The organism is Pseudohongiella acticola (assembly GCF_001758195.1).
Taxonomy (GTDB): Bacteria; Pseudomonadota; Gammaproteobacteria; order Pseudomonadales; family Pseudohongiellaceae; genus Pseudohongiella; species Pseudohongiella acticola.
The window spans coordinates 1,395,227-1,416,892 of the sequence record NZ_MASR01000001.1 but is presented as its reverse complement, the minus strand read 5'-3'; the positions used below and the strand labels follow the sequence as shown (position 1 = coordinate 1,416,892).

The window sequence follows — 21,666 nt, the reverse complement described above, 5'->3', positions numbered from 1 at the left end:
ATGGCCAAGACCACAAAAACCAAAACCGCCTATGTGTGCAGTGATTGCGGCACTGAACATGGCAAATGGCAGGGCCAGTGCGTGGCCTGCAAAGAGTGGAATACGCTGACGCGTATCAGTGTGGGCGCAAGCAATCAGTCGCCGTCGGTGCAGGCCGACTTCCGCCGCCAGGGGTATGCCGGTGTGCTGTCCGAGGCGGTGCAGGACCTGTCTGAGATTGATGTCGCTGCGGTGCCGCGCTTCTCGTCCACCATGCTGGAACTGGATCGTGTGCTGGGCGGTGGCCTGGTGCCCGGATCGGCGATTCTGATTGGCGGTAACCCCGGTGCTGGCAAAAGTACTTTGTTGTTGCAGGTGATGTGTATGCTGGCTCAGCAGATGCCGGCCATGTACGTGACCGGTGAGGAATCCCTGCAGCAGGTGGGCATGCGCGCCAAGCGTCTGGGCCTGCCGGAAAAGAATCTGAAAATGCTGGCGGAAACCCAGGTCGAAACCATCTGTGAACTGGCGTCGCAGGTGCAGCCCCGACTATTGGTGGTTGACTCTATTCAGGTCATGCACAGCGGTGAGGTGCCGTCGGCGCCGGGCAGTGTATCGCAGGTGCGTGAATGCGCCGCCTACCTGATCCGTTATGCCAAGCAGACCGGTACCGTGCTGTTTCTGGTCGGGCACGTGACCAAAGACGGCACGTTGGCCGGCCCCAAAGTACTGGAGCACATGATTGACTGTTTCATCATGCTGGAAGGTGGCAGCGACACCCGTTATCGCACCTTGCGTGGCCAGAAGAACCGTTTTGGCGCAGTGAACGAGCTGGGCGTGTTTGCCATGACCGAAAAGGGTCTGAAGGAAGTCAAGAATCCGTCCGCGATCTTCCTGGCGCGTACGGAAGAGGAAAGCCCCGGTTCACTGGTGATGGTGTTATGGGAAGGCACCCGACCCCTGCTGGTGGAAATACAGGCACTGGTGGATGGCGGTCAGGGCGGCAATCCACGCCGACTGGCAGTGGGGCTGGATCAGAATCGGCTGGGCATGCTGCTGGCCGTGCTGCATCGTCATGGCGGCCTGTACATGGCTGACCAGGATGTGTTTGTTAACGTGGTTGGCGGCGTCAAGGTGTCCGAGACCGGCGCCGACCTGGCACTGTTGCTGGCCATCGTGTCCAGCTTCCGTGACCGCGCGCTGCCGCATGAGCTGGTGGTGTTTGGTGAAGTGGGGCTGGCGGGTGAAATCCGTCCGGTGCCCAGCGGCCAGGAACGACTGCAGGAAGCCGCCAAGCATGGCTTCCGCAAAGCGATTGTGCCCAAGGCCAATTGCCCAAAATCGCCGATCGCCGGGATGGAAATCATCGGCGTGACTAAACTCTCCGAAGCACTGGCGGCCCTGTAAAGCGGCTGTCAAACGGAATGACACATGGAACCTATTGTATCGATCAAGAACCTGAACAAAACCTATAAAGGTGGTTTTCAGGCACTCAAGAACATCAATCTGGATATCTATCCCGGTGAAATCATCGCGCTGCTGGGCCCCAACGGCGCCGGCAAGACCACGCTGATTTCCACCATCTGTGGCATCGCCCAGCCGACCAGCGGCACGATTACTGTTGACGGCAAGGATATCGCAAAAGACTTCCGCGACACACGCTCGCTGATTGGCCTGGTGCCGCAGGAACTGACCACCGATGCCTTTGAAACACCCTGGGTGACGGTGAGTTTCAGTCGGGGCCTGTTTGGCAAGGCCAAGGATCCGGCCTACGTGGAAAAGGTGCTAAAGGACGTGTCGCTGTGGGAAAAACGCGACAACATGATCCGGACGCTTTCTGGCGGCATGAAGCGTCGCCTGCTGATTGCTAAGGCGCTGTCGCACGAGCCGCGCATCCTGTTTCTGGATGAACCCTCGGCCGGTGTTGACGTCGAGCTGCGCCGCGAGATGTGGCAGCTGGTGCACAAGCTGCGCGACAGCGGCGTCACCATCATCCTGACCACACACTACATCGAGGAAGCCGAGGAGATGGCAGATCGTATCGGTGTGATTGCTGATGGTGAACTGATCCTGGTGGAAGACAAAAAGAGCCTGATGCAGAAACTGGGCAAGAAACAGCTGGTGCTGGAGCTGAAGCAGCCGTTGGCAGAGCTGCCGGCATCGTTGAAGACGTTTGAAATTGAACTGAAGGACGATGGCCATACTCTGGTTTACACCTTTGATACCCAGGCTGAACGCACCGGCATTACCACCGTGCTGGACGCGCTGCGCGACGCGCAGATCAATTTCCGCGACCTGAGCACTACGCAGAGTTCGCTGGAAGACATTTTTGTTCGCCTGGTGGAAAAAGGTTGAAGGAGAAACCCTGATGAATCTGCATGCTGTTAACGCAATCTATCGTTTTGAAATGGCGCGCACGCGTCGCACTCTGTTGCAGAGCGTGGTGGCGCCGGTGATCACCACCTCTTTGTATTTTGTCGTGTTTGGTGCCGCCATTGGTTCGCGCATCAACCAGGTTGATGGCATCAGTTACGGCGCCTTTATTGTGCCTGGCCTGATCATGTTGTCGCTGCTGACTCAAAGTATTTCCAACGCCGCCTTTGGTATTTATTTTCCCAAGTTCACCGGCACCATCTATGAACTGCTGTCGGCGCCAGTGTCCATGCTGGAGGTGGTGTTGGGTTATGTCGGGGCTGCGGCCACCAAGGCGCTGGTGCTGGGGTTGATCATTCTGGGCACGGCCGCGTTTTTTGTTGATCTGCAGATAGATCACCCATTGGTGATGCTGATGTTTCTGATACTGACGGCGATCAGCTTCAGCCTGTTTGGTTTCATCATTGGTATTTGGGCCGACAACTTTGAGAAGTTGCAGATGATTCCCTTGCTGGTGGTAACGCCGCTGGTGTTTCTGGGTGGCACCTTCTATTCGGTCAGCATGCTGTCACCGGTCTGGCAGATGGTGACTCTGTTCAATCCGGTGTTTTATCTGGTGAGCGGGCTGCGCTGGAGTTTTTACGGTCAGTCCGATGTCAGTGTCTGGGTCAGCATCGGCATTATTGTGTTTTTCCTGACTGCCTGTCTGGCCGCGGTGGCCTGGATATTCAAAACCGGTTATCACCTGCGCAGCTAGCGCCTGAGTAGACAGCCCCCAGCGTAGACAGCCCCTGCGTAACCAGCCCCTGTCACATCAGGAGCTGAGTCAGGGGCAGGACTAACCCGCGAGTACGCTGCGATCCCGGCCCTCTTCCTTGGCCTGATACAGCGCGGTGTCAGCACGGGCAACCAGGGCGTCCAGAGCTTCGCCCTGATGGTAAGTGGTCACACCCAGACTCAGGGTCACGGTCAGCTGGGCGCGCCCGAAGGCAACCACCTGGGCTTTGACGCCGTTGCGGATAATCTCGGCCCGTTGCATGGCCGCTTCGCTGGTGCAATTGTCCAATAGCAGGACAAATTCCTCGCCACCCCAGCGGCAAAGCGTGTCGCTATCACGGGTGTGCTGCAGGATGGCATTGGCCACCGCCTGCAGTACCAGATCACCGGCCTGATGGCCGTGCGTGTCATTGATACGTTTGAAGTGATCAATATCGATGCCGATCAGTGCGATCGGGCGTGCATAGCGCTGATTGTTTTTAGTGACGTGGTCAAAGATCATCTCGAACAGGTGCCGGTTGGCGACACCAGTCAGGCGATCCCGGGTAGCCATGTCTTCCAGCCGGCGCTGATACGAACGCAGGGTAAAGTGGGCAATAATCAGCACCAGCACCATGATGGCCAGTGACAGTCCCAGATTCAGCAACAGGGTGTTGTCGAGTTGTTGGGAAGAGGTCGATGAGTTCTGCTCGACAATCAGATACCAGTCGAATTCGGGCACCAGGCGGCTGTTCAGATAAACACGATTGCCCTGTGAATCGCTAAAGTTGATGGCGGCGCTGGGTGTGCTCAGAATCTGGGTGGCGAGTGGCCCCAGGGAATCCTGATCCTGCAGGCGCATGGCCTGGTCAAAACCACGTCCGGTCAGGGTGACGTTGCCCTGGCGATCAACAAAAAAGATGGAGCGGTTATAGCGCTCCTGGTAGGTTTCGATCAGTTGCGTCACAGCCTCGACCGACAGGCCGACCCCGGTGGCGCCAATGTAGTTGTTGTTGTAATCCACTACCCGGTAATTGATGAAGATGCTGACCCGGCTGCGATCAGCGGTGTCGGTATCCACATTGACTTCAAAGGGCGCACGCATATTGCGTACCCGGAAGTACCATTCGTCGCCTGGCTCATCCGGCGATACTGTTCTCAGCACGCCGCTGGGGTGGTAATAACGACGGCTTTCATCGGACACATAGAATGCGGTAATGGTTTGATACTGCTGCTGTATTTCGCGCAGGTAGGCAATAATGCGCTCGTCATCTGCTTCACCATTCAGCGCCCAGTCGCGCACGAATGTGTCGGTCGCCATGACGGAAGAGATCAGGATGGGGCGCAGCAGGTCGCGCTGAATCTCCGAGTAAATATTGTCACTGGTCAGCGGCAGCATCTGCTCGGAAATATTGCGCGACAGCGAATCCTGAGCAACAAAGTAGCTGGTCAGGCTGGTGGCCATGAATCCAATGACCATGAGCGCTGTCAGGGCGCTGACGAATAAGAACTTTCTTCTGTACATGGTGGACTGACGGTTCCGTCGGGTTTGTTATCGGGACAACTCAACTCAAGAAACACCTGTGTCTGGCCGATGTAGACAGTCAAGGGCGCACTACTTGTGTGTGAATGGTTGGCTCAGTGTTTGTGCAACGTTCGATGCAGGTGCTCATAATATCATTTTAAGTGGATCACTGGCAGCGCCAGTGTCGACAGGGCCCGGAGCGTCAGCATGTCAGTCAAATCTTTATCTTCCATGAGCTTCCGTGCTCGCCTGACCTTATGGATAACCGGTGTGGTGCTGGTCTCCGTTGTACTGGTGTCGACGCTGGTCTATGTGTCCTACCGGGACTCCTTCACGGAAGTCACCATGAGTGAGATGGAAGTGTCGGGGTCATTGAATGTACGCTCATTTCTTGACTGGGCGTTGGCGCGGCAGGATGAAATGCGCTATCTGGCCAGCCTGGACACGGTTCGTTTTCAGGATCTGACGCGGATAGAACACCTGATGCTGCAGATCGCCAATGCCCAGGGTTTCTATGACACCATCTTTCTTGTCGACCCTGCCGGCTTCGGTGTTGTCGGCGTGGAGTATGCCGGCAATAGCGGTCGCATCATGACGCCCGACGAGGCGCAGGCCTTTGCTGTCTCCGACCGGGCCTGGTTCCGTCAGGCCATCAGTGGAGAAGATGCGTTCTCGCAGCCGGTGATTTCACGGGCGACCGGCAATCAGGTCAGCACCGTGGCGATACCGATTTTTGTTGATGGTCAGGTGGTTGGCGTTATGCGCGGCGCAGTGCGCGTTGATACCATCCTGAGCCGGGTCAGCGAACTGGGCCGCGGTGAAGGCTCAGAAGTATATCTGCTGGGTGCCGACGCCTTGCCGGTGACGCCGGCTTCCTCAATTCGTCAAATGGATCAACCCGTGGACACCGAGGCCGGTGAGGCCATCGCCGCCGGTCGCAGCGGCGTCGGGCAATACACCAATGCGTCGGGCACGCCCGTGGTGGGCAGCTATACCTTCATGCCTCTGCTGGGCTGGGGCCTGGTACAGGAGACCCGCCAGGACATCGCGTTTGCAGAGCTCAGTACCATGCTCTGGACCATTGTTGCGGTGACGTTAGTGGTGCTGCTGGTCGCCATCACCGTCAGTATCACGCTGGTGCGCAGTGTCGTGAAAACGCTGGGCGGTGACCCTGAGTATGCGGCGCAGGTTGTGCATCGGGTGGCTGAGGGCGATCTTACTGAATCAATCAATTTGCGCCCCAACGACCGTGGCAGTCTGTTGGCATCCATCAATGTCATGCAGGGCAGCCTGCGCACGATGATGGATGAGGTAATGCAGTACGCTGAACAGGTGGCAGCCGCCGCCACCGAGCTGGCCCAGGTCAACGAAGTGACCAGTGACGGTATCGTTAACCAGAACAATCGCATCGACAGTACTGCCGCCGCCATGAATGAGATGACAACAACCGTGGAAGAGGTGGCGTCCAACACTCACCGTGCTGCAGACAGCGCACGGCAGGTGAGCGTGGATGCCTCCAGCGGCCGCGACGTGGTTGCCGCCACCGTGACTGCGATCAGCGCTCTGTCGGGTGAAATCGAAAATGCGGTGAAGGTTGTCACCGAACTGCGAAATGATAGCGATAAGATTGGCAGCGTTTTGCAGGTTATCGAAAACATCGCTGAACAGACCAACCTGCTGGCGCTGAATGCGGCCATCGAATCAGCGCGGGCGGGCGAGAGTGGCCGCGGTTTCGCTGTGGTGGCCGATGAGGTGCGCTTGCTGGCCAGCAGAACCAAAGTGTCGACCACTGAGATTCAGGCAACCATTGAAAAGCTGCAGGGCGGTGCGGTCAGAGCCGAGAAGGTCATGGAGGGCAGCCGCACTGGTGCCACGGCCATGGTAGAACGGATCGAGGAAACCGATCAGGCGCTGGAGCGTATTACTCAGGGCGTGTTACTGATCGAGGAGATGACGCAACAGATCGCCGGTGCGGCTGAACAGCAGACGTCGGCGGCTCGCGAAATCAACAAGAATATCCACGGTATCAGTGATGTTGCCGAACACACCGGTCGCAGCGTGGCGCAATCGACCGAAGCCAGTGAGTCGCTGGCCGGGCTGGCAGAACGGTTACGTTCGCTGGTCACCCAATTTCAGGTTTGACTTACTGGCCGAACCGGTCCGCAGTGAACTGAAACTGGCCAATCCTCGTATTTAAAGGCTTGTAAGCCGGTCGCGCGTGGTTTACTGTCACCCTGTTATTGATTATCAGATGATCGCGTCATGGCACCAACAATATTAAGTTACCTGCAGGACAATCAGTTCAATGTAGTGGCCCTGCTATTCTTCCTGGCCTGCTTTCGTGGTTATCTTTACTACACGTCACTGCGCGCGGTGGATACACCCTGTCTGGCTTATGCCATGCACCGTTTTCGCAAGCAATGGATCCGGATGGCACTGACGCGGGAAAACCGCATTGCCGATACCAATATTGTGGCCAATCTGGAGCGAAACGTATCATTTTTTGCTTCGGCGTCATTACTGGTGCTCGCAGGCCTGATGACACTGTTGAATTCTTCAGATGCGGTGCTCGGCATGCTGGCCGATTTTCCGTTCTCCGATCAAAGCACGCGCGGCGAATGGGAAGTCAAAGTGATGTTGCTGATGTTCCTGTTTGTCTATGCGTTTTTTAAGTTCACCTGGAGCCTGCGCCAATACGGTCTGGTTTCGGTGATGATTGGTGGGGCGCCCGAACTCAAACTGCTGCCCAGCGAAGAAGAAATGGCGCGTCACGTCGACTCGATATCAAAAATGTCTTCCAAGGCATCGGGCAACTTTAATAACGGCCTGCGTAGTTACTATTTCAGCATGGCGGCACTAAGCTGGTTTGTAAACGCCTGGTTCTTTATTGCGCTGTCTGCCTTTGTTGTTTTTGTTCTTTACCGCCGCGAATTCAAGTCCGATACCTTGGGTATCATGATGGAGGATTTGCCGGATGCCTGAAACCTGAGGCATCGCCCTCCAAGTCCCTTACGGGTGCTGTTCGATGATCAATACGCTGGTCAAGAAGCAATCTCTTCTGCTGTCCCTGTTGGTGCTGGCGGCAATAACGTACGCCCTGCAAAGCAGTATTGAAATCCGTTACCTGGCGCAGTTGCGGGCCGAGCAAAGCCAGGCCGTCAGTGAACGTCTGGGCGCCATTCGTTATCAGCTGGAAAGCGAGCTTACCAACAACCTGTCCCTGATCAATGGCCTGGCCGCATTTATTGCGTCCTATCCGGATTTTACCGAGGAGCAGTACCGGCTATACGCCAGCACGGTGATGGCACGTGAGCCGGCGCTGGTCAATCTTGCTGCAGCACCTGGCCTGGTAGTCCGCTACATCTATCCGATCGCCGGCAATGAAGCCGCCATTGGTCTGAATTATCTGACTCAGGACAATCAGCGTGATGAAGTATTGCAGGTAGTCGAAAGCGGTGAAATGGTAATTGCCGGGCCTCTCGATCTGGTGCAGGGTGGGCGGGCCTTCCTCGGACGAGCACCTGTGTACGTCAACAGCGACGATGCCGAACCCGAATTATGGGGCATTGTATCGGCGCCCATTCTCGCCGATACGATTTATCGTAACGCCGGTTTGCTGGACCTGCCGGGCGAGCTGGCGTTTGCCATGCGCAAGGCTGGCAACAATGTCGAGGCGCCTGCGTTTTTTGGTGCACCTGCAACCTTTGATGCCGATTCGGCGGTCATCATGCCGCTGTCTGCCGGTGGCAGCCAGTGGGAAATCGCAGCGGTGTTGCCGCCGTCTCAGCTGACGGGCGGTAATGCCATCATTCTGCTAAGGGCGGGCAGTGTCGCAGTTTTCCTGTTGTTGTCGGTGTTGCTGGCGTTGCGCTATCGTCAGTTTGAAAGCAACCGGGTACTTAAAAACATCATTTTTCGCAATGAACGTTTTTTGCGCGCGGTTGAGACCGTGTCACAGGTCGGCGGCTGGCGCTGGTCCCGTGGTCAGTTTGTTGAACTGTCGACGCAGACACGCGATATCATGATGTTGCCGAGGGATGAAGCCAGCGTTGATATGGAAGGTTTCTGCTACAGTCTGGATACGCGCAGCGCTGAATTGTTGCAGCACTATATTACGCAGGCGGTCAAACTGCGCCAGCGTATGGATCAGGAACTGGAGCTGCGTCGCCGCGAAGGACGTGTCATCTGGGTGCACATGAAGGCAGAAGTTGTAGGCGTGGACGCTGGCCGTGTGGAACTGATTGGTGCGCTGCAGGACATCACCCAACAGAAAAAAGTCGATCAATTGATCGAGTATCAGGCCAACTATGACAGCCTGACCGGTCTGCCCAATCGGGGGTTGTTCCAGGATCGCCTGCATACCGCGCTGCTCCAGGCCAAGCGCCGTAGTACACGGATAGGTGTGCTGTTTGTTGATCTGGATAATTTTAAATCGGTCAACGATAACCTGGGGCACGATGCCGGGGATGAGCTGCTGGTGGAATCGGCACAACGTATTCAGAACAGCATTCGGTCCCTGGATACAGTGGCGCGCTATAGTGGTGATGAATTTGTGGCGTTGCTGGTCGACGTGTTCTCTGCCACGGTGGCCTCGCGTATTGCCGATGACATTGTGGCGGCGATGCGCAAACCCTTTGTCATTGCCGGGCGCCAGGTCTATTGCAGTGTCAGTATCGGCGTGGCGTTCTACCCTGACGATGGCGACAATGTTGATACCTTGGTGATCAAGGCCGACCAGGCCATGTACGAAGTCAAAAAATCTGGCCGAAACTCCTGGCAGTTTTACACCACAGCCATGCAGCTGGAGTCGGAGCAGAAGCATCACCTGTACAATGAGCTGGTCATGGCGATCGACAACAACCAGCTGACGGTGTTCTACCAGCCCATTGTGGACGCTGCCAGCGGCCGTGTGGTCAGTTGTGAAGCGCTGGTACGCTGGCCGCATGAGGAAGGCTGGATCGGGCCTGATACCTTCATTCCCATCGCCGAGGAGCGAGGGTTGATCAACCGCATTGATCTGCTAGTGTTGCGATCGTCACTGCAATTCCTCAATGAGCTGAACACGTCACTGGAGCGGCCCCTGGCCTTGTCGGTTAACGTGTCGCCGCGTTTGCTGCATCTGCGTGATGACGATGCCCAGGAGTGGCTGCGGGAGCTGGAGAGGGAAACAACCGTGCGGGTGACCATTGAGATTACTGAGCGGGTGCTGGTAGAAGACAGCGACCAGACCCATAAGATTCTGGATCAATTGCACGAGGCAGGCGTTCAGATTGCCATTGATGATTTTGGTACCGGGTATTCGGGCCTGAGTTACTTCTCCCGCTTTCCGGTATCATCAGTCAAAATCGATCGTTCTTTTGTTCAGGATCTGGGCGTGAAGTCTACGGAAACCACGTTGGTAGAAACCATTTTGCTGTTGGCCAGCAAACTCAATATCAAAGTGGTTGCCGAAGGTGTGGAAACGGAACAGCAGGCTGAGTTCCTGCGCCTTAACCGCTGCGATTTTCTGCAGGGTTATCACATTTCAAAGCCGCTGAGTGAGCAGGATTTCCGTGACTTCGTAACCTCCAGGGCCTGACTGAGGGGCTCTCTCGCCAGACCCGGAAGGTCACGCTTGGCTGTCAGACGAAGTATGACTTCAGCGGCGGGAAACCATTGAATTCCACCGAGCTGTAGCTGGTGGTGTAGGCGCCGGTGGAGAACCAGTACAGCCGGTCGCCGGTGGCCAGGTTCAGTGGCAGTTCGTATTTGTATTGCTCATACATGATGTCGGCGCTGTCGCAGGTAGGTCCGGCCAGAATCACCTCTTCGGTTTCCCCGGCTTTTTCAGTATGAATGGGGAACTTGATGGCTTCATCCAGCGTCTCGATCAGGCCGGAGAATTTACCAACATCGGTGAAGATCCAGCGGTGCAGCGCGGTGTGTGATTTACGTGAAATCAGCACAACCTCGGACACCAGGATGCCGGAATTGGATATCAGTGAGCGACCCGGCTCCAGAATGATCTGTGGAAAATCTTCACCAAAGTCTTCCTGGATAAAACGTGTGATCTCTTCTGCATACGTAGGCAGCGTGTTGGCGCGGGTAATGTAGTTGGCTGGAAAACCGCCGCCGAGATTGATCATTTTCAGTTCAATGCCGTCTTCGTCGCGCAGGCGCTCAAAAATAACCTTCACTTTGGCGATGGCGGCATCCCAGACACCGATATCACGTTGCTGCGAACCTACGTGGAAGGACACACCGTAGGGCTCCAGGCCAAGTTCACGCGCCAGGATCAACAGGTCGATGGCCATGTCGGTGTGGCAGCCGAATTTGCGCGACAGTGGCCAGTCAGCGGTGTGACTGCCTTCGGTCAGAATCCGCACATAAACGCGAGAGCCGGGCGCTGCGCGTGCAATGTTGCGCAGGTCTGCTTCCGAGTCGGTGGCGAACATGCGCACACCTTTGTCGTAAAAGTAGCGGATATCCTTGCTCTTTTTGATGGTATTGCCGTAACTGCAGCGATCGGCGCTGACATCCAGCCCGAGCAGTTTGTCGAGCTCGTAGATGGAGGCGACGTCAAAGTTGGAGCCTTTGTCGCGCAGCAGCGTCAGAATCTCCGGTGCCGGGTTGGCTTTAACGGCGTAGTAGACATTGGCGTAGGGGAAATACTCGGTCAGCGTGTCGTAGTGTTCGCTGATGGTATTCAGGTCAATGACCACAAAGGGCGTTTCCTGGGTATCGGCAAGCGCTTTAATGCGGTTAAAGGTGGGCAGCGGGTAAAAATCTTCGATTCTGATGGCTTCTGTGCTCATGCTAGGCTTTTGCTCCTTCAGCATCGGCTGGGTATGGGATTAACGTCGCTTGGCCCGGGCCCGATGGGTCGGGAGGATTCAGGCTTGCTGGCATTGTAACAAAGCCTTCCGGCGTGGAACACGAAGTTTTTAGCAGTTCATTCGATAAGACTTCGATCGGCGGTCGGCGCCAGGGTGTATAGGTCTCGGAACGGTCGCCTTTGGCGCCCTGATTGTTCCTCGACGTATACGCCCTGCCACCGGCCTCGAAAGGGGCGACCGTCTGACCGCCAGGGATGGCGGAAATGCAGGTTTTGCAGGAGCAAAAACATGCCAAGGGTCGCATACGGTCCTTCAGTCATACCCCCCACCACCCCCGCTCGGCAGGATGGCCTCGATCAGGTTAAATCGGATGGTCGAAGCATAGACGGCCTGCGCTATTTGCGCGTTAGTAAGTATCTTGATCCTTGAGCAAGGGGTAGGAAGAGCATTGCTGCGGAGAGACTGGCGAGGAGCGCGAGCAAACTATCGGGGAGCAGTGGCGGTTCAATGCTCCGTAGGTAGAGAAAAAGCAGTGTGGTCGACAAAAAAACCACTATCCATTCAAAGGTGTACCAGCAAAATACAAAGTCCTTGCTGTGCACGTTTTGGTGGGCTTTGATGCTGTTCTTGTTGCGTACCAACGCTGACGCCAGATGCCACGAAAAAACGGTAATGGTTAGCAGCGCAATACCTGCAGCGGGGACAACCCTGTCCGATGCAATAATCATGGATAAGAAAATGATCAAGCAAATGGAAATTATTATATTTGCGCAGGCCAGGACCCTATTGGTCGTATTGTAAACGGGGTTGAGTGAGACCGTCTGAATCTTCGCTGGTAGTAAGCTGTTTAGTGGAAAAAGCGGGTTGTACCCTTTGCCGATTGTTGTCTGATAAATAATCATCTGAGAGAGATTATCTCCTCATCGTAAAGCTGCATACAGACGTCATAGCAATGGACTAAAAGCGTCTGCATACACCCTTTACGAAAACATTTTCATGAAGTGCTGGCGGAATACAATCCGAACACGGATGCGCCCAACGCCATGACGCCGCTGATCGCAGCAGCGACGGGTGTATGGGGTCCTGGGACCAACGCAAACGATCCTGTCATCGTTGCACCAGCTGCGAATACACTTGAAACTACGCCGGCTTCTCCGGACGACAAGCCCGCAGCAGAGACGCATTCAACTTCCGTATTAGTTAACTCACGCATTTTAGATTTCCTGTCCTTGGTAGATTTATTAGCTTTTTAAGTCCAATTGAAAAACACCCAAGAGTGAAGCTGGCGTTGTTTCGATCGGGCTTAATAATTGTATAGCCCAGTTCCGACGGGAGTGCTGATTTAAAATGGGAGACTTTGTAGGTGTTTTGCCGACAGCTGGCACAACACTTGAAGCGGGGATGAGGGGTATATGGCTGAAGGACCGTATGCGACCCTTGGACGGTCGCATCCGAGCCCCCCATGGATGGGTTCACGGGCGTGTCCTGAGGGCATATACCCCTCATCCACGCCTTACCACTGATTTGTGAACCTCACCCACCGGACAGCGCGACCGGGGCTAAGTCGCCCTTGAATTGCAGCTTACTTGGCGGCCCGCAAGGCAGCCTGCGCAGCCGCCAACCGAGCGATTGGTACGCGGGGTGGTGAACAGCTCACGTACTGCAGGCCCAGGTTGTGGCAGAAATCAATCGAGTCAGGATCGCCCGCGTGCTCGCCGCAGATACCCAGCTTCAGATCCTTGCGGGTCTTCTGCCCATTGGTCACCGCGAACTGCATCAGTTTGCCAACGCCAGTTTTATCCAGGCTGGCAAACGGGTTCTTGCTGTAGATTTCTTTCTGCTGGTACTCATCATAGAACAGACCCATGTCATCACGGCTCAGGCCCAGCGTGGTCTGTGTCAGGTCATTGGTACCAAAGCTGAAGAACTCAGCATGTTCCGCAATCTCATCCGCAGTAATGGCAGCACGTGGCACTTCCACCATGGTGCCGACCATGTACTTGAACTTGATCTTCTTCCTGGTCATCACTTGTTCAGCGATGCGATGCACAATTGCCAACTGATCCGCCAGCTCCGCCTTAAAGCCCACCAGCGGGATCATGATCTCCGGATGAACTTCAACCGGCTTCTTCGCCGTCAGCAGTTCAGCCGCTGCTTCAAAAATCGCCTGCACCTGCATCTCCGTGATTTCCGGATACAGAATGCCCAGACGGCAGCCACGGCAGCCCAGCATCGGGTTTTCTTCATGCAGGGCCTTGATGCGATCAATGACAAACTCAAGCGGCAGGCCCAGTTTGTCAGCCAGCTGGCGACGCACAGCATCATCCTGTGGCAGGAATTCGTGCAACGGTGGATCCAGCAGGCGGATGGTGACCGGTCGACCCGCCATTGCCTTGAACAGACCAACAAAGTCTTTACGCTGCATTGGCAACAGTTTCTTCAGCGCTTCGCGGCGTTGAACACCGTCCACGGCCAGAATCATCTGGCGCATATCATCGATGCGGCTGCCTTCAAAAAACATGTGCTCGGTACGGCACAGGCCGATGCCTTCCGCGCCATACGCCACCGCAGTCTGGGCCATGGCCGGTGTGTCGGCATTGGTACGGATGCGCAGCTTGCGATACTTGTCTGACCATTCCATGACCGTGTTGAACAGCTCGTAGGTGTAACTTTCGCTGGCCTTCATCGTGCCTTCAAGTACACGCTTGACCTCAGAGTCCGCGCTTTCGATCAGACCCTGATAGACTGAACCGGTGGTGCCGTTGATGGAGATGTAGTCACCTTCTTTCAGCGTGATACCGTTAGCCGTCAGCGTTTTGCGCTCATAATTGATGGTGATATCGGCGGCGCCGCAGATGCAGACCTTGCCCAGCTGACGGGCAACCAGCGCTGCGTGCGAGGAGACCCCGCCGCGTGTGGTCAGGATGCCCTGTGAGTGCAGCATACCTTTGAGATCGTCAGGCGAGGTTTCCGAACGGCACAGAATAACCTTGTTGCCTTTGCGCGCTTCAATTTCAGCCTGGGCTGCGGTGAATGCGATACGGCCCGTCGCCGCGCCTGGGCCAGCAGGCAGACCTGTACAGATCAGCTTCGCCTCTTTCTGTGCTTTGGCGTCAAAAACCGGCACCAGCAGCGTGTCCACAGACTCTGCCGGGATTTTTAATAATGCGGTTTTCTGGTCTATCAGCTTTTCCTTGTTCAGTTCGACGGCGATACGGATCGCCGCCAGACCGGTGCGTTTGCCGTTACGGGTCTGCAGAATGAACAGGCGGCCGTTTTCGATGGTGAACTCAAAGTCCTGCATGTCCTTGAAGTGTTTCTCCAGGCGGGTGCGGACCTTTTCCAGATCGGTAAAATTCTTTGGCAGTTCTTTTGCCATCGCTGCGATGGGCTTGGGTGTGCGTACACCGGCAACCACGTCTTCGCCCTGCGCGTTGGTCAGGTACTCACCGTAAAACACCTTTTCGCCAGTGGCCGGGTCACGGGTAAAGGCGACGCCGGTTCCGCTGTCATCGCCGGCATTGCCGAATACCATGGCCTGGATGTTAACGGCGGTGCCCCATTCGGCAGGGATGCCGTATTGCGAGCGATACAGGATGGCGCGATCATTTTTCCAGGAGCCAAACACGGCGCCGACTGCACCCCACAGCTGCTCATAGACGTCCTGCGGAAAGCTTTTGCCGGTTTTGTCGGCGATCAGTTTTTTGTAGCGCTGGACCAGTTCCTGCAGTTCTTCAGCTGTCAGTTCGTTGTCCAGCTCCTTGCCCAGAGATGTCTTCATGTTATCAAGCAGGGCGTGGAACGGGCATTCGGATTCTTCGTTCAATGCCTGTACGCCCATCACCACATCACCGTACATCTGGATAAAGCGCCGGTAGCAGTCCCAGGCAAAACGGGGGTTGTCGGAGATACTGGCCAGGCCTTCAACAGTTTCGTCATTCAGGCCCAGGTTGAGAATGGTGTCCATCATGCCGGGCATGGAGTCACGCGCACCGGAGCGGACTGACACCAGCAGCGGATTGTCACGGCCACCGAATTCGCGTTTCATCTGCTTCGCGACCGACTTGACGGCAACTTCCACGTCTTTCGCCAGTGTTTTTGGATAGCTGCGGCCGTGCGCGTAAAAATAGGTACAAACGTCGGTGCTGACGGTGAAGCCGGGGGGCACCGGCAGGCCGATAGCGGCCATCTCTGCCAGGTTGGCACCCTTGCCGCCGAGCAGCTCACGCATGCTGGCATTGCCATCGGTCTGTTCGCCGAAGTTGTAAACGTATCTCGTTTTCTGCGAGCTGCTTTTGGTCGTGCTGGAGTCAGATATCTTTTTCATGGTTCCCGGGTTCTTAAATCAGCAGAAGATGTCGATTTGCGCCGTCCTGGCAACTGATAGGCAGTCTGGCGAGGGCCGCAAGGATAAAGCATGTGCCTGCTAAAATCCAGCTTGCGGGCGGTTTTGCTTGAGCCCTTTTGTCTGCATTTGTTGGTAAGTGGCGGGAAACAGTCAGCAACTACGCGATAATGTAGTAATACTACAAAGTTGGCTGTAGGGTACTGTCGCTATCGTCGCTGTTGTGGTGAATAAAGTGTCCATTGCGCAGGAAATACAGCGTCTGGTCGATAACTTCCTGTCGTTGCATGATGAAAGTGTGTGTGTAGGGTACCTCGATAAAATCATTCATGCCGTCAATTTTGGTGCTTTCCACGCTGACTTTGCCATCGTCCCGGTCCGGCAATGCCAGTGAAAACAGGGGGCTGATGGAGCGGGTGCCGGCGATGATGCCAAGTTCGTATTCATGTGCCGGGGGCAGGGTCAGAGGAACGCTATCACTGCCTGTGCCCAGTTGCAGCGCGGGTTCGCCGCTGAACATCTGAAAACCGGGCATATTGCCAAAAACGTCGATGACTTCGCTGCCCTGGTTGGGTGGTGCCAGCATGACCACGCGGCCGAGCTTGGCGATGGGTTTGCGTGCCAGATAGTGTCGCACCAGGATGCCGCCCAATGAATGCGTGGTGAAGTGGATTTTGCGCACCAGGTGTTGCTCGCATTGGGCTATGCCTGACTCCACGGCGACATCGGCCAGTTCTTCGATGCTGTGATGGCGCGAGTCATAGTCGGTATTGGCAACTGAATAGCCGCTTTCTGCCAGTTCTCGCTCCAGCTTTTTCATGGAGTAATCAGTGCGACTGAGGCCGTGTAACAAAACTACGCATTCGGGTCCCTCGGCGCTTGCCGCCACGGGCAATGCCAGACTGCCAGCCAACAGGATCGGCAGCGTTTTTCGGCAAATGGCGGCGAATCTGCTCATGGTCAGTTGCCCTGTGAGCGCTATTGCTCCGTGTCTGCCGGCGCGGCGTCGGCTTTATTGCCAGGCTGTTTTTTTGTCGGTGCTGTCGGTGTTTTAGCGGGCGCAGGTTGTCCCTGATCCGGCGTCTGCAGCGCGGCGCCAAGTTTGCCCAGGCCTTCCATGAGATTCATGGGCAGCGGGAAAACTATGGTCGAGTTTTGCTCGCCGGCAATCTCGGTGAGCGTTTGTAGGTACCGCAGTTGGATGGAGGCTGGTTGCGTGGCCAGTTGGCTGGCGGCTTCCACCAGTTTCTGGGAGGCCTCGAATTCGCCCTGGGCGTGAATGACCTTGGCGCGTCGCGAACGCTCGGCTTCGGCCTGCTGGGCAATGGCGCGGATCATGCTTTCGTCGATATCGACGTGTTTGATCTCGACGTTGGACACCTTGATGCCCCAGCCATCGGTCATGTCATCCAGAATATCCTGAACATCGCGATTCAGACGTTCGCGCTCGGACAGCAGTTCGTCCAGTTCATGCTGGCCCAGTACAGATCGCAATGTGGTTTGTGCCAACTGGCTGGTGGCTTCCATGAAGTCCTCGACATTGATCACTGCTTTTTGCGGGTCGACCACGCGGAAGTAGAGCACAGCGTTCACTTTGACCGATACATTGTCTTTGGTGATGAGGTCCTGCGAAGGAATGTCCCAGACGGCAGTGCGCAAGCTGGTTTTGACCATCTGCTGAATGATGGGGATGACAATGATCAGGCCGGGACCTTTGACCTTGTGAAACCGGCCCAGCATAAATATCACACCGCGTTCGTATTCCTTGAGGATGTTGAACGTGCTGAACAACAGGCCAATGGCGATGGCCATCAGTACCAGGCTGAAAACTTCCATAATATCTCCGTCATTGATCGCTTAAGTTAATGCTCAGGCCGGCCCTGTCTGCTGACATGCAGCATCAGACCATTGATCTGATTGATGGTCAGGCGGTCACCTTTGTGCACCGGCGAGTTGGTGCGGGCCGTCCATATTTCACCGCTGGCGTGCACATGGCCTTCGTGTTCAAAGTCTTCCACGGCCACTGCTGTCATCTGCAGCATGGCCGGGTCGCCGGTGACAACCGGTTGACGTCGTGCTTTCAACGCTGCGCCCAGTACCAGAATGATGAGGCCGGCGGTGGCAACGGTAACCGCTGCGATCAGTGGCAGCGAGATCTGCCAGGCGGCTGACTGGGTGTCCATCAACATGACTGAGCCTAGCACGAAGGCCGCCAGCCCACCCAGGCCAAAGACGCCAAAGCTGGGTGAGATCACTTCGAACACAATCAGCCCGATGCCGATGACCATCAGGGCCAGGCCGGCATAGCTGATAGGCAGTAACTGCAGTGCATAAGCGCCGACCAGCAGGCAGATGATGCCGGTGATGCCGGGAAGGCCGAGGCCGGGGTTGTAGAATTCCAGGATCAGCCCGTAGATGCCGACCATCAACAGAATGTAGGCGATATTGGGGTTGGTGATGACGTTGAGGAAGTCGTGCCGCCAGTCTGCTTCAATGATCGTGATGTCGGCGCTATCGACGTTGATGGAGAGCGTGCCGCGGGCAGTGTCAACACTGAGGCCGTGGGCAGCCTGCAGCAACGCGTCCAGATCGTTGGCGATGATATCAATCACGTCCTGATCAAGCGCGTCCGAGGCGGTCAGGTTGGCGGCGTCCGACACTGTCTGGGCGGCCCAGTCGGTGTTGCGTCCGCGCAACTGTTGCAGTCCCTGCAGGTAGGCAGTCGCATCGTTTATCGCCTTTTGACCGGCAGCGGATTCAGCGCTGTTGCCATCGCTGAGACTGACCGGTGTCGAGGAGCCTATATTGGTAGCCGCTGACATTGCAGCTATGTGGCTGGCGGCGGTGATATAGGTGCCGGCGCTGGCGGCTCGGGCACCTGCAGGTGTGACCCAGGTGGCGACCGGTACCGGTGAGTCGAGAATGGCGCTGACCATGTCGCGCATGGCGCTGTCCAGTCCGCCGGGTGTATTCATGCGCAGCACCAGCAGTGAGACGTTGGCCTCAGCCGCCTGCTCCAGTGTGCGCCGGAAATGGTCAGATGAGGCCGGGCCAACGGCGCCGTCAAGGTCGGTTAGCCAGACCTGTGACGCACCGGATTGTGCCTGTGCGCTCTTGAAGAGAAGCTGGGGGTAGTCAAAAGGGAGTATTGCAGCGATGAAAAACAATGTCAGAGCCGCCAGGATCGATGAAGCCCGGTGGTGGTTGCAAAGCCACCGGCGCAGGCGTCCGGCGGACTTTCTGGTCAGGTGCATTATACTTGTCATGCGTGCATAATACGCCCGCGTTCGAGGCAAGTCGAATCCTCTGGATGCACCGTAACCGACACACTTTGTTGCAAAAATGGCATGGCAAACATTGTACTAGTTGAAAAACTTGGTTTACGATCTATCCCAATGCTGAAAACCAATGATGCAGATACAAGACAGTTAAGGTGGTAGTTGTTGTCAGGGATAATCCCTGTCAGCGTTCAGCCGCTAAACCCTGCGGGAGGAATTCCAGAATGAAGAAGACCAGTATTGCTATGCTCGCTATGGCGGCTGCAGTAAGCTTTCAGGCTAACGCGGCTACCGGTGTTGACCCACTGACTCAAGTTCAGCCAATGGACGGTGAGTGGTTCCACGATGGTTCTGCGCCAGACCACATTGTTGAAGTGCCTAGCTTCAATGTTCCTGCAACCGGTGTTATCGACTACATCGACTCCGTTATTCCTCTGGAATTCGGCGAAGAGAAGTGGGTGAAAGCGGTTCAGTTCATCCCGGGTGACAAGCGCGTTCTTCACCACCTGTTGAGCTACGTTGTTGCTGATACGCCCGATGCTGGCGAAGGCATGCTCGACGAAACAGTTAACGATCCGCGTCGTGAATTCCTGGAAGGTTATGCTCCAGGTAAAGAATACGCAACAGAGTTCCCCGAAAACACAGGCATCAAGGTTCCTGAAGGTTCAGCTCTGCGTATGAGCATTCACTACACGTCTTTCGGTCAGGAAACAACTGACGCGACCCGTGTTGGTCTGTGGTTTGCTGATGAAAACGAGACGCCTGAGTACGAGTTCCACACTTACTCAGTTGCAACGCCGATGAACCAGATCGAAATCCCTGCGGGCGCCATGAACCACGAAGCATCGTCTTCACACGTGTTCGAGGACGATATCCTGCTGTACGGTTTCCGTGCTCACATGCACTACCGTGGTAAAGCCATGAGTGCGCGCGTTGTGTACCCGGACAACTCGTCTGAGGACATCATCAACGTAGCTGACTACAACTTTGCATGGCAGCCAACGTACCAGCTGGACGAGCCAATGGTACTGCCAGCCGGTTCACGCGTTGTTGTAGAAGGTCTGTTTGACAACTCTCAGTACAACCTGGGTGTGCCTGATCCAACCGTGGATGCCATGGGCGGCCTGCAGAGCTGGGAAGAAATGTTCATCGGTTACTTCTCCTACACTGACCTGCCTGAATAAGTGTCAGCTGTTTGTAAGTAATTGATTGAGCAGCACAACATAAAAAGGGGCTGCTTCCCTGAGAAGCAGCCCTTTTTGTTTGTGTGTGATAAGTGTCCTAAACTGTCATAAGTTTGCGCCAGATTAAGAAATAGCGGCACGAATACAGTATACTTGGCGGTCAGAGAGTGAGTGACAGGTGATAGGCACAGGCAATTCATACGAGATGTCTGTGGTTTGTTGCAAATAATCTGTTGTATTCTGATTGCTGTAATCTACAAGACAGAACAATAATATAACGTCGTTCGTCATCACCCATATTAAGGTTGACGTAACGCAGAATTATCCAGAGAGAGTATGAGGGTTTGTTCATCATGAAGAAAATTAGCTGGATGGCACTGTTAGCAGCTGCCGCACTCAGTATTAACGCACACGCTGCGCCAGAGCGCGTAGGCGACTTCACCCTGATCGACGACACCGGCAAGGCCCACCAGTTGAGCAAATACGCGTTCAACAAGGCTGTGGTTATTGTGTCGCAGGCGTCAGGCTGTTCCATGAACCAGGAAAACATTGCGCGCTACAAGCAGCTGCGCACTAACTGGGATCACCGTGGCGTCAGTTTCCTGATGCTGAACTCATCGGTAGATGACGAGCGCGCCGACATCCGTGCTGAAGAAGCAGTCTGGAACTACGATTTCCCTATCATGGACGATGATGCGCAGCTGGTTGCCAACGCGCTGGGTGTGACTCAGGCCGGTCAGGTTGTGGTTGTGGATCCGGTTCGCATGAATATCCTGTACCGTGGTCCGATGCCAGGTCAGTGGGCACGAGCGCCGCTGGGTCAGACGCTGGAAGCCATTGTTGCCGATGGCGCTGATTCACGTCAGATGGATACTGTCACGGTAGACATGGAAGAGGCCGAAGGTTGCGCGCTGGATTTCCCGGTTGCCGATCAGTACGTGGCTGAGGCCCCTGACTACGAAACCGAAATCGCTCCGATTCTGATCGAGCGCTGTGTGGGTTGTCACGTTGAAGGTGGTATCGGACCGTTCGCCATGAACAGCCACATGATGATTCAGGGCTGGAGCCCGATGATTCGTGAAGTGATCATGACTAACCGTATGCCGCCAATGCAGGTTGACCCTGCCGTGAAAAGCTTCAAAAACTCGGGCAATATCCCGACCGAAGAACGTCAGAAGCTGATCCATTGGATCAACGCCGGTTCGCCGCGCGACTGAATCATGATAAGTGATTGATTAAAAAGGCCGTCTGGTGAAAACGAGACGGCCTTTTTGCGTTTTTAAAGGGCTTTCTATCCTTGTAAGCCGCGTATTTCTGGAGTAGGATCGGGGTACAACAAACTATAAAATCGGTAATTAAGCAGTATACCGACCATCATGAAGAAAGTTCACGAAGCCATCATTCTGATTGG

General features: G+C 55.5%; 13 protein-coding genes and 1 pseudogene. 8 read left to right on the top strand and 6 right to left on the bottom strand.

What is annotated here, in order from left to right:
- The 3 genes from radA to PHACT_RS05935 are packed head-to-tail and all read left to right on the top strand — an operon-like array spanning position 1 to position 3,109.
- Positions 1-1,386 carry a DNA repair protein RadA gene (gene radA / locus PHACT_RS05945; protein ID WP_070116344.1) on the top strand — a complete coding sequence of 462 codons (1,386 nt, stop codon included), beginning with the start codon at positions 1-3 and terminating at the stop codon, positions 1,384-1,386.
- A 24-nt stretch (positions 1,387-1,410) separates the two neighbouring features.
- Positions 1,411-2,334: an ABC transporter ATP-binding protein gene (locus PHACT_RS05940; protein WP_070116343.1), complete on the top strand. Its 924-nt coding sequence runs from the start codon at positions 1,411-1,413 to the stop codon at positions 2,332-2,334.
- Positions 2,335-2,347: 13 nt separating this feature from the next.
- Positions 2,348-3,109 carry an ABC transporter permease gene (locus PHACT_RS05935; RefSeq protein ID WP_070116342.1) on the top strand — a complete coding sequence of 254 codons (762 nt, stop codon included), beginning with the start codon at positions 2,348-2,350 and terminating at the stop codon, positions 3,107-3,109.
- Between the two features lie 81 nt (positions 3,110-3,190).
- Here the strand turns inward: PHACT_RS05935 and PHACT_RS05930 are convergent, their stop codons facing one another.
- Complete coding sequence (locus tag PHACT_RS05930) at positions 3,191-4,633, bottom strand: sensor domain-containing diguanylate cyclase (RefSeq protein WP_070116341.1); 1,443 nt, start codon at positions 4,631-4,633, stop codon at positions 3,191-3,193.
- A gap of 207 nt (positions 4,634-4,840) precedes the next feature.
- On the opposite strand from PHACT_RS05930, the gene PHACT_RS05925 reads away from it, so the two are divergent.
- The 3 genes from PHACT_RS05925 (at position 4,841) to PHACT_RS05915 (ending at position 10,211) form a co-directional block, all read left to right on the top strand.
- Entirely contained in the window at positions 4,841-6,775 is a 1,935-nt protein-coding gene (locus PHACT_RS05925; RefSeq protein WP_070116340.1) for a methyl-accepting chemotaxis protein, read from the top strand.
- Between the two features lie 120 nt (positions 6,776-6,895).
- Positions 6,896-7,615 (top strand): DUF599 domain-containing protein, encoded by a 720-nt coding sequence (locus PHACT_RS05920; protein ID WP_070116339.1) that lies wholly within the window; start codon positions 6,896-6,898, stop codon positions 7,613-7,615.
- A 43-nt stretch (positions 7,616-7,658) separates the two neighbouring features.
- Positions 7,659-10,211, top strand: a complete 2,553-nt coding sequence (locus PHACT_RS05915) for a bifunctional diguanylate cyclase/phosphodiesterase (protein WP_070116338.1) — start codon at positions 7,659-7,661, stop codon at positions 10,209-10,211.
- Positions 10,212-10,254: 43 nt separating this feature from the next.
- Here PHACT_RS05915 and PHACT_RS05910 read toward each other — a convergent pair whose 3' ends face one another.
- The 5 genes and pseudogenes from PHACT_RS05910 to PHACT_RS05885 all read right to left on the bottom strand — a co-directional run bounded on the left by PHACT_RS05910 (position 10,255) and on the right by PHACT_RS05885 (position 19,059).
- Entirely contained in the window at positions 10,255-11,427 is a 1,173-nt protein-coding gene (locus tag PHACT_RS05910) for a type III PLP-dependent enzyme (RefSeq protein ID WP_070116337.1), read from the bottom strand.
- A 1,603-nt stretch (positions 11,428-13,030) separates the two neighbouring features.
- On the bottom strand, positions 13,031-15,775 hold the full coding sequence (gene ppdK, locus PHACT_RS05900; RefSeq protein WP_070116335.1) for a pyruvate, phosphate dikinase: 2,745 nt from the start codon (positions 15,773-15,775) through the stop codon (positions 13,031-13,033).
- A gap of 199 nt (positions 15,776-15,974) precedes the next feature.
- Positions 15,975-16,751, bottom strand: a complete 777-nt coding sequence (locus PHACT_RS05895; RefSeq protein WP_083264380.1) for an alpha/beta fold hydrolase — start codon at positions 16,749-16,751, stop codon at positions 15,975-15,977.
- A 134-nt stretch (positions 16,752-16,885) separates the two neighbouring features.
- Positions 16,886-17,629 (bottom strand): annotated as a pseudogene (locus PHACT_RS05890) (slipin family protein); the annotation flags it as partial.
- Between the two features lie 26 nt (positions 17,630-17,655).
- Positions 17,656-19,059 carry an NfeD family protein gene (locus tag PHACT_RS05885; protein ID WP_245730609.1) on the bottom strand — a complete coding sequence of 468 codons (1,404 nt, stop codon included), beginning with the start codon at positions 19,057-19,059 and terminating at the stop codon, positions 17,656-17,658.
- Between the two features lie 236 nt (positions 19,060-19,295).
- Here PHACT_RS05885 and PHACT_RS05880 point away from each other — a divergent pair, with 236 nt between their 5' ends.
- Both PHACT_RS05880 and PHACT_RS05875 read left to right on the top strand, forming a co-directional pair.
- Positions 19,296-20,255 (top strand): monooxygenase, encoded by a 960-nt coding sequence (locus PHACT_RS05880; protein WP_070116334.1) that lies wholly within the window; start codon positions 19,296-19,298, stop codon positions 20,253-20,255.
- A gap of 353 nt (positions 20,256-20,608) precedes the next feature.
- Positions 20,609-21,472, top strand: a complete 864-nt coding sequence (locus PHACT_RS05875; protein WP_083264377.1) for a redoxin domain-containing protein — start codon at positions 20,609-20,611, stop codon at positions 21,470-21,472.
- The last annotated feature ends 194 nt before the right edge of the window (positions 21,473-21,666 follow it).

What these genes read in the sequence shown, in the direction of transcription:
- ppdK (WP_070116335.1), bottom strand. Translation starts at nt 15,775, where the DNA reads ATGAAAAAGATATCTGACTCCAGCACGACCAAAAGCAGCTCGCAGAAA.
- PHACT_RS05935 (WP_070116342.1), top strand. Translation starts at nt 2,348, where the DNA reads ATGAATCTGCATGCTGTTAACGCAATCTATCGTTTTGAAATGGCGCGC.
- PHACT_RS05875 (WP_083264377.1), top strand. Translation starts at nt 20,609, where the DNA reads ATGAAGAAAATTAGCTGGATGGCACTGTTAGCAGCTGCCGCACTCAGT.
- PHACT_RS05930 (WP_070116341.1), bottom strand. Translation starts at nt 4,633, where the DNA reads ATGTACAGAAGAAAGTTCTTATTCGTCAGCGCCCTGACAGCGCTCATG.
- PHACT_RS05910 (WP_070116337.1), bottom strand. Translation starts at nt 11,427, where the DNA reads ATGAGCACAGAAGCCATCAGAATCGAAGATTTTTACCCGCTGCCCACC.
- PHACT_RS05895 (WP_083264380.1), bottom strand. Translation starts at nt 16,751, where the DNA reads ATGAGCAGATTCGCCGCCATTTGCCGAAAAACGCTGCCGATCCTGTTG.
- PHACT_RS05880 (WP_070116334.1), top strand. Translation starts at nt 19,296, where the DNA reads ATGAAGAAGACCAGTATTGCTATGCTCGCTATGGCGGCTGCAGTAAGC.
- PHACT_RS05915 (WP_070116338.1), top strand. Translation starts at nt 7,659, where the DNA reads ATGATCAATACGCTGGTCAAGAAGCAATCTCTTCTGCTGTCCCTGTTG.
- PHACT_RS05940 (WP_070116343.1), top strand. Translation starts at nt 1,411, where the DNA reads ATGGAACCTATTGTATCGATCAAGAACCTGAACAAAACCTATAAAGGT.
- PHACT_RS05920 (WP_070116339.1), top strand. Translation starts at nt 6,896, where the DNA reads ATGGCACCAACAATATTAAGTTACCTGCAGGACAATCAGTTCAATGTA.
- PHACT_RS05925 (WP_070116340.1), top strand. Translation starts at nt 4,841, where the DNA reads ATGTCAGTCAAATCTTTATCTTCCATGAGCTTCCGTGCTCGCCTGACC.
- radA (WP_070116344.1), top strand. Translation starts at nt 1, where the DNA reads ATGGCCAAGACCACAAAAACCAAAACCGCCTATGTGTGCAGTGATTGC.
- PHACT_RS05885 (WP_245730609.1), bottom strand. Translation starts at nt 19,059, where the DNA reads ATGACAAGTATAATGCACCTGACCAGAAAGTCCGCCGGACGCCTGCGC.